Source organism: Bacillus sp. SN32 (assembly GCF_002837495.1).
GTDB classification, from domain to species: Bacteria; Bacillota; Bacilli; order Bacillales; family Bacillaceae; genus Bacillus; species Bacillus subtilis.
The window spans coordinates 1,011,037-1,023,844 of the sequence record NZ_PJCT01000001.1 but is presented as its reverse complement, the minus strand read 5'-3'; the positions used below and the strand labels follow the sequence as shown (position 1 = coordinate 1,023,844).

At 45.1% G+C, this 12,808-nt stretch carries 11 protein-coding genes; all 11 read left to right on the top strand.

The features are described 5' to 3' along the window. Nucleotides 1–2: 2 nt before the first annotated feature. The 11 genes from ppsE (at nucleotide 3) to CW370_RS05115 (ending at nucleotide 12,804) form a co-directional block, all read left to right on the top strand. Nucleotides 3–3,842, top strand: a complete 3,840-nt coding sequence (ppsE, locus tag CW370_RS05160) for a plipastatin non-ribosomal peptide synthetase PpsE (protein WP_080262617.1) — start codon at nucleotides 3–5, stop codon at nucleotides 3,840–3,842. Nucleotides 3,843–3,949: 107 nt separating this feature from the next. Next, the gene (locus tag CW370_RS05155) at nucleotides 3,950–4,342 is read left to right on the top strand and encodes a DUF1360 domain-containing protein (RefSeq protein ID WP_014476970.1); all 393 of its coding nucleotides are present in this window, start codon (nucleotides 3,950–3,952) and stop codon (nucleotides 4,340–4,342) included. A 135-nt stretch (nucleotides 4,343–4,477) separates the two neighbouring features. Next, entirely contained in the window at nucleotides 4,478–6,010 is a 1,533-nt protein-coding gene (locus tag CW370_RS05150) for a glycoside hydrolase family 10 protein (protein WP_024572328.1), read from the top strand. Between the two features lie 108 nt (nucleotides 6,011–6,118). Then, on the top strand, nucleotides 6,119–6,286 hold the full coding sequence (locus tag CW370_RS21185; RefSeq protein ID WP_032680566.1) for a hypothetical protein: 168 nt from the start codon (nucleotides 6,119–6,121) through the stop codon (nucleotides 6,284–6,286). Beyond that, nucleotides 6,276–6,581, top strand: a complete 306-nt coding sequence (locus tag CW370_RS05145) for a DUF5367 family protein (protein ID WP_024572329.1) — start codon at nucleotides 6,276–6,278, stop codon at nucleotides 6,579–6,581. The genes CW370_RS21185 and CW370_RS05145 overlap by 11 nt, the downstream gene beginning before the upstream one ends. Nucleotides 6,582–6,671: 90 nt before the next feature. Next, the gene (locus CW370_RS05140; RefSeq protein WP_024572330.1) at nucleotides 6,672–7,814 is read left to right on the top strand and encodes an acyl-CoA dehydrogenase; all 1,143 of its coding nucleotides are present in this window, start codon (nucleotides 6,672–6,674) and stop codon (nucleotides 7,812–7,814) included. Nucleotides 7,815–7,857: 43 nt separating this feature from the next. Continuing rightward, nucleotides 7,858–9,507: an AMP-binding protein gene (locus CW370_RS05135; RefSeq protein WP_029946365.1), complete on the top strand. Its 1,650-nt coding sequence runs from the start codon at nucleotides 7,858–7,860 to the stop codon at nucleotides 9,505–9,507. 9 nt (nucleotides 9,508–9,516) lie between these two features. Next, nucleotides 9,517–10,851 (top strand): acetyl-CoA carboxylase biotin carboxylase subunit, encoded by a 1,335-nt coding sequence (locus CW370_RS05130; protein ID WP_024573041.1) that lies wholly within the window; start codon nucleotides 9,517–9,519, stop codon nucleotides 10,849–10,851. Nucleotides 10,852–10,865: 14 nt separating this feature from the next. Then, nucleotides 10,866–11,087 carry an acetyl-CoA carboxylase biotin carboxyl carrier protein subunit gene (locus CW370_RS05125; protein WP_014476962.1) on the top strand — a complete coding sequence of 74 codons (222 nt, stop codon included), beginning with the start codon at nucleotides 10,866–10,868 and terminating at the stop codon, nucleotides 11,085–11,087. Nucleotides 11,088–11,101: 14 nt separating this feature from the next. Beyond that, a complete protein-coding gene (gene ldeG, locus CW370_RS05120) occupies nucleotides 11,102–12,001 on the top strand; it encodes a hydroxymethylglutaryl-CoA lyase (protein ID WP_017696501.1) in 900 nt (299 codons plus the stop codon). 20 nt (nucleotides 12,002–12,021) lie between these two features. Beyond that, complete coding sequence (locus tag CW370_RS05115) at nucleotides 12,022–12,804, top strand: enoyl-CoA hydratase (protein ID WP_029946364.1); 783 nt, start codon at nucleotides 12,022–12,024, stop codon at nucleotides 12,802–12,804. The last annotated feature ends 4 nt before the right edge of the window (nucleotides 12,805–12,808 follow it).

Below are 12,808 nucleotides of genomic sequence, written 5' to 3'. Positions count from 1 at the left end.
CCGTGAAGAAAGGTGCAGACACTATGGATAACATTAAAAAAATCAAGAACATTTATCCTCTGAGTCACATGCAGGAGGGGATGCTGTTTCATTCCTTCCTCCGTAAAGAGGAGGGGGCATACGTTGAGCAGTCGCTCTTCACCATTAAAGGAAGCCTCAGCTATGAATGGTTTCAGCGCAGCATTCAAGCCATTATCGACCGCCATGATATTTTCAGAACCGTGTTTTTGCCGCACGTCCCGCATTTGTCGGGACCTCGGCAAGTCGTGATGACAGAACGTGAATTCCATTTGAACAGCGAAGACATTTCTCATCTGTCAACAAACGACCAGAATGAGTATATTGAACGCTTTAAAGAGAAGGACAAGCAAAAAGGCTTTGATCTGCAAAAAGACATGCTGATGCGGATTTCTCTATTCAAAACAGCTAAAGATGAGCATGTCTGTATCTGGAGTCACCATCATATTTTAATGGACGGATGGTGCCTAGGTATTGTTATGCAGGAATTTATGCAAATTTATCAATCGATTCATGCAGGAAAGCCGCTTTCATTAGACCCTGTCCGTCCGTACAGCACCTATATTTCCTGGCTGACAAACCGAGACAAAGAAAAAGCAGCGGCCTACTGGGATACCTATTTAAAAAACTACAGCACTCCATCACCTCTGCCTCGTGTGTCTGATAAAGAAACAAAAGAAGGTTATCACCGTGAAGATTTGATATTTTCATTAAATAAACCACTGACAGACAAGCTGAAAGAGACTGCCAAACAACACGGCGTCACGCTCGCTACCCTTATTCAGGCTGTCTGGGGTGTAATGCTGCAGCAATATAACCGCACAGACGACGTTGTGTTTGGCGCAGTTGTATCAGGAAGACCGTCAGAAATCCCAGGCGTGGAGCAAATGATAGGGTTGTTTATCAATACCATACCGATTCGCATTAAAACACATCAAGACGAAACGTTTCACGAGCTGCTCATACGCTGCCAGAAAGAAATGCTGGAAGCTGAGCCGTTTACCTGCCAGCCTTTATTTGATATTCAGGCAAACACCGCATTGAAACAGGAACTGATTGATCACATTATCGTCTTTGAAAACTATCCGTTACAGCAGAAAATCGCCGATTCCACTGATCAAACCGATTCACCGCTGCAAATCGATCAAGTTCAAGTATCCGAGCAATCAGGATATAATTTTAATCTTGTCGTTGCTCCCGGTGAAGAGCTTGTCATCAAGTTCAGCTATAATGCGTTCGTTTACGATGCTGCCTGGATCAGCTGTATTAAGAGGCAATTTACGCAAGCGCTTAGCACAGCTGCACAGCACCCTCATATGCCAATTGCTGATTTTTCTTTTCTTGATGCAACAGAAAAAGAGCAGATTGTCACACAGTTCAACAATACAAAAACGGAGTATCCAAAGAATCATACAATTATCGATTTATTTCGCGAACAAGCAGAAAAAACGCCAGACCATACCGCACTTGTGTATGGCAATATGTCTATTTCGTATAAAGAGCTTGATAAACGCTCTAATGCGCTCGCCAGAGAGTTAATTCAAAAGGGATTTCGGCAAAACGAGACAGCCGGAATATTGGCTGCACATTCTCCCGAATTCATGATCAGTGTGCTTGCCGTATTAAAAGCAGGGGGAGCATACCTCCCGCTTGATGCGGAGCTTCCGCCTGAACGAGTCAGCTTTATGCTTGAGGAAACGCAAGCAAAAATGCTGATTGTTCAAAAGGGATTGGAGCAAAACGCTACGTTCTCAGGAACATGTATCATTTCAGATGCGCAGGGATTGATGGAAGAGAACGATATCCCTATTAATATCAGCTCCAGCCCGGATGATCTTGCGTACATCATGTATACCTCAGGATCAACAGGCCGGCCGAAAGGGGTCATGATCACGAATCGCAATGTCGTGTCCCTTGTCAGCAACAGCAATTACACGTCTGCGTCCGGTGATGACCGGTTTATTATGACTGGATCTATCAGCTTTGACGCCGTCACCTTTGAAATGTTCGGGGCACTTTTAAATGGCGCAAGCCTTCATATCATTGATAAATCGACAATGCTGGCACCTGATCGGTTTGGAGCGTATTTGCTTGAAAATGACATTACAGTGCTATTTTTAACGACAGCTCTTTTTAATCAGCTGGCACAGGTACGAGCTGACATGTTTCGCGGACTCCATATGTTATATGTCGGAGGAGAAGCACTCTCTCCTGCTCTGATGAATGCTGTCAGGCACGCCTGTCCAGATCTCGCGCTTCATAATATTTACGGGCCTACGGAAAACACGACTTTTTCAACCTTTTTTGAAATGAAGAGAGACTATGCGGGGCCGATTCCGATTGGAAAACCAATCAGCAATAGCACCGCTTACATCTTAGATACAAAAGGACGTCTTTTGCCAATAGGCGTTCCCGGCGAGCTTTGTGTTGGCGGTGATGGTGTCGCTAAAGGCTATTTGAACAGAGATGACCTGACAAATGCTGTTTTTTCTCCTCATCCTTTCTTGCCTGGAGAAAGAATATACCGTACCGGTGATTTGGCGCGCTGGCTACCTGATGGAAACTTAGAATACATCAGCAGAATTGACAGGCAAATGAAAATCCGCGGAAAACGAATTGAGCCTGCCGAAATAGAAGCGCGCCTGTTAGAAATGGAAGGCGTTCAAGAAGCAGCAGTGACATTGAGAGAAAAAGATGGAGAGGCGCAGCTGTACACTCATTACGTCGGCGATCACAAAAAAACAGATACGGATTTTCGCGCCGATTTGGCGCGTGTGCTTCCAGACTATATGATCCCGCAACACTGGGTGCGTGTGGAGCGGATGCCGCTTACCGGAAACGGAAAAATAGACCGCAGCGCGCTGCCTATTCCAGAAAATAAGCCTGCCAAACGACAGGACATCATATTGCCAAGAAACTTGGTTGAAGAAGAATTAGCGAACATTTGGAAGCAAGTTCTCGGTGTTAACACAATCAGTATTGATGATGACTTCTTTGCTATTGGCGGACATTCACTAAAAGCACTGCAAGTCATACATACACTAAAACATCAGCAGAACATTGACATACCGATTGATTTCTTGTTCGAACATCCGACAATTGCTCAGCTTGCCGAGAAACTTTATTCTAAACAGCTGACAGCGGCAAATGAACAGCATGTGATCAAACTGAACCAGCACGGCGCGCAAAATCTTTTCTGCTTCCCGCCGATATCAGGATTTGGAATTTATTTCAAAGACCTTGCTTTATTACTGAATGAGAAGGCAGCCGTATACGGATTTCATTTTATTGAACAAGACACCCGCATTGAACAATATGTTAATTGCATGACGGACATACAGCCTGAGGGCCCATACGTTTTATTAGGCTACTCTGCAGGCGGAAACCTGGCTTTTGAAGTGGCACAGGCTATGGAGCACAAAGGATTAGAAGTCAGTGACTTCATTATCGTGGACGCTTATCTAAAAGAACAGCCTTTGCCTATCGATACCGGGAATGACGAATCTGCAGCATATCTGCCTGAAGCAGTCAGAGAAAAGGTGATGAAGAAAAAAAGAAACTATCAGGAATATTGGGCACAATTGCTGAATGAAGGGCACATCAAAGCAAGCATTCATTTCATCGAAGCTGGAATCCACCCCGAAACCAGCGAGAATACAGGCTTAACGAAATGGGAAGGCGCCTGTGGAAATTATAGTGAGTACACGGGTTTTGGCGCTCATAAAGACATGCTGGAAGGAACATATGCTGAAAAGAATGCTGACATCATCCTCGACATTTTAGAAAAGATCACTTCAAATAAAGCAATCCCGCACAAACAATAGAGCGGATTCGCGGACAAAAGCATTCTCTGTCCGCTTCTTTTTGTATCAAAGAATGGATCGATGACACTAGGGAATGATAACATCATCCTTTTTCTTGGAGGCTTGTCATGGATCATTTATCTTTTCTTACGTTTATCATGCTGATTCTAGCCAGTTACAGGCTGACACATTTGATTGTATTCGACAAAATCACAGAATTTATCCGAAAACCTTTTATGAAAAAGAAAAGGATTGTTGATCAAAACGGGCATGTAGATGAAAAAAGCGTGCCGGCTTCTAACTTTGGATACATGCTCAATTGCTACTGGTGTGCCGGTGTTTGGTGTGCCATCTTGATCGGACTTGGCTATCTTTTTTTGCCTCGTATTGCAATACCGCTGATCTTTATTTTAGCCATTGCCGGAGCACAAGCGATCCTTGAAACGGCTGTCGGTGTCGGCGTAAAACTTATTGACGTGTTAAAAAGTCTGCAAACCATGATGAATGATAAAAAGTCCTAAAAGCGGTTCACAACATGCTTTAGGACTTTTTTCGTTTATTTAGTGAGATAGACATTCTGTTAATCACCCTTTTATAGCCCGGGAATACCGTAATAGCGAATAGTGAAAGTGATGTAATGGGGGAGAAGAAACAGAATGAAGGTTTGCCAAAAGTCGATTGTCCGTTTCCTTGTCAGCTTGATCATCGGAACGTTTGTCATTTCCGTTCCGTTTATGGCCAATGCGCAGTCTGACAGGGAGCTGAGAGCCGTATGGATTGCTTCCGTATTAAATATTGATTGGCCGTCCAAAAAAGGGTTATCTGTGAAAGAGCAAAAACAGGAGTATATCAAACTGCTGGACGATGTGCAAAAAATGGGAATGAATGCCGTTATCGTTCAGATAAAACCGACGGCTGATGCCTTTTATCCGTCAGCTTACGGGCCTTGGTCGGAATACTTAACCGGTGTCCAAGGGAAGGACCCGGGCTATGATCCTCTTGCATTTATGATTGAAGAAACCCATAAACGAAATTTGGAATTTCACGCGTGGTTTAATCCTTACCGTATTACAATGAATCATACAGATCTTAATAAATTGTCTGAGGATCACCCGGCAAGAAAACATCCAGATTGGGTTGCCGCCTACGGAAACCAGCTGTATTATCATCCAGGCATTCCAGAAGCGAGAGATTTTATCGTCAAAGGCATTGAAGAAGTCGTAAAACATTATGATATCGATGCTGTTCATATGGATGATTATTTTTACCCTTATAAAATAGCAGGACAGGAATTTCCTGATCAAGCACAGTATGAACAATACGGAAAAAACGCTTTTTCTAATATCGATGACTGGCGGCGGGACAATGTGAACCAGCTTGTCAAACAAATCAACCAAACAATTAAAGCTGCAAAACCGTATGTCAAATTCGGCATCAGTCCCTTTGGAGTATGGAGAAACGCAGCAGATGACCCGACCGGATCGAATACAAAAGCAGGCGTCAGAAATTATGACGATCTATATGCAGACACAAGACATTGGATCCAAGAAGGCGACATCGATTATATTGCTCCGCAAATTTATTGGAGTATCGGCTTTAACGCAGCGGCTTACGACGTGCTGGCTGATTGGTGGAGCAATGAAGTCAAAAATAGGCCTGTTCACTTATATATTGGCCAGGCAGCATATAAAATCAATAACAATTTTGATCCGCCTTGGTCCGACCCTGAGGAATATGTGCGGCAAATCACTTTGAACCGCCAGCTTGAACTGGTGAAAGGAAGCATGCATTTCAGTCTCAAGGATCTCAACAAAAATCCGCTTGGCATCAAAGACAGGCTCATCGCCGATCTTTACAGCAAGCCGGCACTGGTTCCGCAAATGCCTTGGCTTGACAATACCGCCCCAAAAAAACCGAAGCTTACGAAAGTCACCGAAGACAAAAACGGCAATCTTCTGCAGATTAAAGATCACCCATCAAATCAAAAAACGAAAGAAACAGCCTATTATGCGATATACAGAGCCGAAGGGAAAAAGCAGAGAACATTGCTGGCAACGCAAAGAAAAACACATGAGCAGCAAACCTTCTTAGATAACACGGCAGATCCTAACAAGAAATATACGTATTATGTCACTTCAGCAGACCGGCTTCATAACGAAAGCAAGGCTTCCAAACGAACAACAAAATAAGAAATGAGAAGGACGGCTTTCTAAGTCGTCTTTTTTTTAAAAGTGATTTTGGAGACAGGAAACGATGGTAAACCGCTGAATTTTTTAAAAAACAAAGGAGAGATTCACATGAATATGGAGGCGGTTTTTGGACTTTTTCCAGTATTGGAATCTGAGAAACTAGTACTAAATAAAATCGAAGAGAAACACGTACAGGACGTGTTTTACGTTTTCATTTCTCGTCTGGTTAGGTGCCACATTATTTTTTGTGCTGTTCGGAGATGCTGTGTTGACTGATCCGGCTGAAGAAGCCTTTTTGCCGAACTTTCTTCTCTTTGGAGCGGGCACCGCTCTTGTTTTATGCCTTGTGTTCTTTCTCTATCAAAAACTCGATCAATCACAGTTCGCGGTGATCAAGCTAGGTATATGGGGATCAGCGGTCGGTTTATTGATGGATACGATTTCCCTTTGGAATCATCCCCTCATCGTCCCGGCTTTATCAAAGGGCCAAGTTATTGCGTTTGCGATATGGATGGTATGCGCCTACTGCATGTATTTGCTCATTCCGCTGAAATTATCACATAAAAAATGATTCAGTTTTAATTTTCAGACTTTTCTTGTCAGGGAATGATTATAGAACTCGCCTAATAGGATGTTACAAAGATGTGAAGGAGGAAACGATGTGAATTTTGAGCTGACAAAAGAACAACAAATGGTGCGTGAAATGGTAAAAGATTTTGCGAAAAAAGAAATTGCTCCTCACGCTGAACATGTAGATCAAACAGGCGAGTTCCCGATGCAAACATTTAAAAAAATGGGTGAACTCGGTCTGATGGGTATTCCATTTCCAGAAGAATACGGCGGATCTGGCGGTGATACGATTTCATATGCCTTAGCGGTTGAAGAAGTCGGCAAAGCCTGCGGCAGTACTGGATTAAGCTATGCTGCAGCGGTCTCGCTAGGCGCAAGCCCTCTATACTACTTCGGAACAGAAGAGCAAAAACGGACGCATTTGACGCCGCTGGCTTCAGGCACAGCACTCGGATCATTCGGCCTGACGGAGCCAAATGCAGGCTCAGATGCAGGAGGCACTCAAACAAAAGCGATTTCAAATGGTGACGAGTATGTAATCAACGGCGAAAAGTGCTGGATCACTAATGCAAGCTACGCACGCACAGTTATTGTGACTGCAGTAACAGGCAAAAACAAAGATGGAAAAAACATCATCTCCGCATTAATCGTGCCAACTGACACACCAGGACTTACGATTACGAGCCCGTACGATAAAATGGGCGTCCGCGGTTCGAATACAGCGGAAATTTTGCTTGAGGATGTAAGAGTGCCTGCGGCCAACTTACTCGGCGATCCAACAAAAGGGTTTAAACAGTTTCTATATACGCTGGACGGTGGTCGAATCTCCATCGCTGCTCTTGCAGTCGGCATTGCTCAAGCGGCCCTTGACGCATCATTGGCATATGCGAAAGAACGAAAGCAGTTTGGACAGCCGATTTCTTCCTTTCAAGCGATTCAATTTAAGCTTGCTGACATGGCGATGGAAATTGATCTGGCACGGCAAATGGTGTTAAAAGCCGCCTGGCTGAAAGACCATAACCGCCCGTTCACCAAAGAAGCGGCGTACGCCAAGCTATTCGCATCTGAAATGGCGACAAGAGCTTGCAATCAAGCCATTCAAATCCACGGAGGTTCAGGCTATATGAAAGAGTATGGGGTGGAACGGATGCTGCGGGACGCAAAATTAATGGAAATCGGTGAAGGCACATCTGAAATTCAGCGTCTCGTGATCGCCAGACAGCTTTTAAAATAAAAATGTAAACGCTTTCCCATCATTAAGAAAGGAGGAACAATGAATGGCTGAACTCATCCATTCTACAATCGGCAGGCTGCTGGAACAAACAGCTGATGCGTATCCCGATCGAGAAGCGGTTGTTTATCCAGACCTAAATATCCGCTATACGTACGCCCAATTTGACAATCTTTGCCGTCAAACCGCTAAAGGTCTCATGCGGATGGGGATTGGGAAAGGAGACCACGTCGCCATATGGGCTTCTAATATCCCTGAATGGCTTGCCGTCCAGTTCGCAACTGCGAAGATCGGAGCCGTGCTCGTAACCGTCAATACCAATTATCAAGCACACGAACTGGACTACTTGTTAAAGCAATCGGATGCCGCCGCGCTTATTATCATGGATTCATACAGGGGCACTTCTTATCCAGACATCGTGAACAGTTTAATACCAGAACTGCAAGAAGCAAAGCCCGGCCAACTGAAATCTGAACGCTATCCCTTTTTAAAAACGCTGATCTATATTGGCAATAAACGGTTGCCTGGCATGTATCATTGGGACGATACAGAGATATTGGCGAAAACAGTGACAGATGCTGAGCTTGAAGAGAGAATGAACAGCCTGGATAAAGACGATGTGATTAATATGCAATACACATCAGGAACGACAGGGTTTCCAAAAGGCGTGATGCTGACCCATTTTAATGTCATCAATAACGCTGCCAATATCGCTGAATGTATGGTTTTAACCTCTCAAGACCGCATGTGCATCCCGGTTCCGTTTTTTCACTGCTTTGGATGCGTGCTTGGGGTTTTGGCATGTGTATCGGTCGGGGCAGCCATGATACCCGTGCAAGAATTTGATCCCGTTACCGTCCTTAAAACGGTAGAAAAAGAGAAATGCACAGCGCTCCATGGTGTGCCTACCATGTTTATCGCCGAGCTGCATCATCCGGATTTTGATGCATATGATCTATCGACGCTCCGAACAGGAATCATGGCCGGCTCTCCTTGTCCAAGTGAAGTGATGAAAGCTGTGATTGAAAGGATGGGCATGAAAGACATTACGATCGCCTATGGACAAACCGAAGCCTCGCCAGTCATTACGCAAACGAGAGCAAATGATTCCTTCATAAGAAGAGTCGAAACAACCGGCCGCGCCCTGCCACATACTGAAGTGAAAATTGTAGAACCCGGGACATGTCAAGAAGTTCAAAGAGGCATGCAGGGAGAACTGTGCACCCGCGGCTATCACGTCATGAAAGGCTATTATAAAGACAAAGAAGCGACCAGAAAAGCAATCAATCACGACGAATGGCTGTTTACCGGAGATCTTGCTGTCATGGATGAAGACGGGTACTGCCGCATTACCGGAAGATTAAAAGATATGCTCATCAGAGGCGGCGAGAACATTTATCCGCGGGAAATTGAAGAATTTTTATACCGGCATCCCGCTGTTTTAGATGTACAGGTCGTTGGTGTGCCTGACGCCAAATTCGGGGAGGAAGCTGCAGCCTGGATTAAACTGAAAGACGGTAAAAGCGTTTCACCTGATGAGCTTAAAGTCTATTGCAAAGGGAAAATCGCCCGCCACAAAATTCCGCGTTATGTTATTTTTACGGATGACTATCCGATGACGGCCTCAGGCAAAATTCAAAAATATAAACTGCGAGAAAAAACGATTGAAATGTTCAACCTATCATCAAGTCAATGAGGTGAAATCATGTTTACAAAAGTACTGATCGCCAACCGCGGAGAAATTGCAATGAGAATTATCCGAACATGCAGCCGTCTCGGCATTAAAACGGTCGCGGTTTATTCAGAAGCAGACAAGGACGCGCTCCATACAAAAGCCGCTACAGAGGCTTATTTGATCGGGGAATCGAGAGTCAGTGAAAGTTATTTAAATATAGAGAGAATCATAAAGACGGCGAAAAAAGCAAATGCCGACGCGATCCACCCTGGATATGGATTGTTATCAGAAAACAGCCGATTCGCTGAACGCTGCAAGCAAGAAAACATCGTGTTTATCGGACCTTCCCCTGATATCATCGCAAAGATGGGCAGCAAAATTGAAGCGCGAAAAGCAATGGAGGCTGCAGGTGTCCCTGTGGTGCCGGGCGTTTCTGAATCCCTCGGAGATATAGAGGCAGCCTGCCGCACCGCAAGTCAAATCGGCTATCCTGTCATGCTGAAAGCTTCAGCGGGCGGAGGGGGCATCGGAATGCAGCGTGTTGAAAATGAAGAAGCATTAAAAAAAGCGTACGAGGGAAACAAAAAGCGCGCAGCAGATTTTTTCGGTGACGGGTCGATGTATATAGAAAAAGTTATTGAACATGCGCGTCACATCGAGGTTCAGCTTTTGGCCGATCAACACGGCCATACAGTACATCTGTTTGAACGTGATTGCTCTGTTCAGAGGCGCCACCAAAAAGTCATTGAAGAAGCACCGTCTCCATTTGTAGACGATGAACTAAGAATGAAGATCGGGCAAACAGCGGTAAAAGCAGCGAAGGCAATCGGCTATACGAACGCAGGCACCATCGAATTTATAGTTGACCAGAAGCAAAATTTTTATTTCCTCGAAATGAATACGAGACTGCAAGTTGAACACCCCGTGACTGAAGAAATAACAGGCCTGGACTTAGTTGAGCAGCAGCTGCGAATTGCTGCGGGCCATACACTCACATTCTCCCAAAAAGACATCCAACGGAACGGGCATGCGATAGAGGTTCGAATATACGCGGAAGATCCCAAGACCTTCTTCCCGTCACCAGGTACGATCACTGCGTTTTCACTTCCTGACCAAAAAGGAGTCAGACACGAATGTGCGGTAGCAAAAGACAGCACCGTTACCCCTTTTTATGACCCGATGATCGCTAAGATGATTGTCAAAGGCCAAACCAGAACAGAAGCAATTGAAAAACTAGAGACAGCGCTTCGCGACTATCGTGTAGAGGGAATCAAAACAAATCTTCCGCTTCTCATACAGGCTGCGGCAACAAAGGCATTTAAAGAAGGGGATGTCACGACTGACTTTTTGAAACAACACCTATAAAGGAGGCAGTTGTCATGACGGTTAGCATACAAATGGCAGGAAACCTGTGGAAAGTCCACGTCAAAGCCGGCGACCAAATCGAAAAGGGCCAGGAGGTAGCCATTTTGGAATCGATGAAAATGGAAATCCCGATCGTTGCAGATAGAAGCGGAATCGTAAAAGAAGTCAAAAAAAATGAAGGCGACTTTGTAAATGAAGGAGACGTACTGCTCGAACTGAGCGATTCCACTCAATAATTTGGAGGAAGACCATGTCATATCCTAAAAAAGTGACAATCAAAGAAGTCGGCCCGCGTGACGGCTTACAAAACGAGCCCGTATGGATCGCAACAGAGGATAAAATAACCTGGATCAACCAGCTTTCCCGGACAGGGCTTTCGTATATTGAAATCACATCCTTCGTTCACCCGAAATGGATTCCGGCGCTTCGAGATGCTATCGACGTAGCAAAGGGCATCAACCGTGAAAAAGGGGTAACGTACGCGGCACTTGTCCCGAATCAAAGAGGACTGGAGAATGCGCTTGAAGGAGGCATTGACGAAGCTTGCGTTTTTATGTCCGCCAGCGAGACGCACAACAGAAAAAACATCAATAAATCCACTTCTGAGTCCCTTCATATACTCAAACAAGTAAACAACGACGCACAAAAAGCAAACCTCACAACAAGAGCCTACCTCTCGACTGTATTCGGCTGTCCGTACGAAAAAGATGTCCCCATTGAACAAGTCATTCGCCTTTCAGAAGCTCTATTTGAATTTGGAATTTCTGAACTGTCGCTTGGAGATACGATTGGAGCGGCTAATCCCGCCCAAGTGGAAACTGTACTTGAAGCTCTTTTAGCACGATTCCCGGCTAATCAAATTGCCCTGCATTTTCATGATACGAGAGGAACAGCTCTGGCCAACATGGTCACAGCACTCCAAATGGGCATCACGGTGTTCGACGGCTCGGCAGGCGGGCTTGGGGGATGCCCATATGCGCCAGGTTCATCAGGAAACGCCGCAACTGAGGATATCGTGTACATGCTTGAACAGATGGATATCAAAACAAATGTAAAGCTAGAAAAACTGCTATCTGCGGCCAAATGGATAGAAGAAAAAATGGGCAAACCGCTGCCGAGCAGAAATTTACAGGTGTTTAAATCATCTTGATAAAAGGGAGGACGCATACAATGGGAGACTCTATTCTTTTTACTGTTAAAAATGAACATATTGCGTTGATCACCTTAAACAGGCCTCAAGCAGCAAATGCTCTTTCAGCGGAAATGCTTAGAAACCTGCAAATGATTCTTCAGGAAATTGAATTCAACTCAAACATCCGTTGCGTCATCCTCACAGGCACCGGTGAAAAAGCGTTTTGTGCAGGGGCAGACCTGAAGGAACGGATAAAACTGAAAGAAGATCAGGTTCTGGAAAGTGTATCTCTCATTCAAAGAACGGCGGCTTTACTTGATGCCTTGCCGCAGCCGGTCATAGCTGCGATAAATGGAAGCGCATTAGGCGGCGGACTAGAATTGGCATTGGCATGCGACCTTCGAATCGCAACTGAATCAGCTGTGCTGGGACTTCCGGAAACAGGGTTAGCTATTATCCCTGGCGCTGGAGGGACCCAAAGGCTGCCCCGGCTGATTGGCAGAGGAAAAGCAAAAGAATTCATTTATACAGGCAGACGCATGACCACACATGAAGCAAAGGAAATCGGCCTTGTAGAGCATGTCACGGCTCCTTATGACCTTATGCCAAAAGCAGAGGAACTGGCCGCAGCCATTTCTGCCAACGGGCCGGTCGCTGTCCGTCAGGCTAAATTTGCAATCAATAAAGGATTGGAGACAGATCTCGCTACAGGCCTTGCGATTGAACAAAAAGCGTATGAACAAACCATCCCGACAAAAGACAGGAGAGAAGGGCTTCAGGCCTTTCAAGAAAAAAGACGGGCCGTATACAAGGGAATATAAAAGG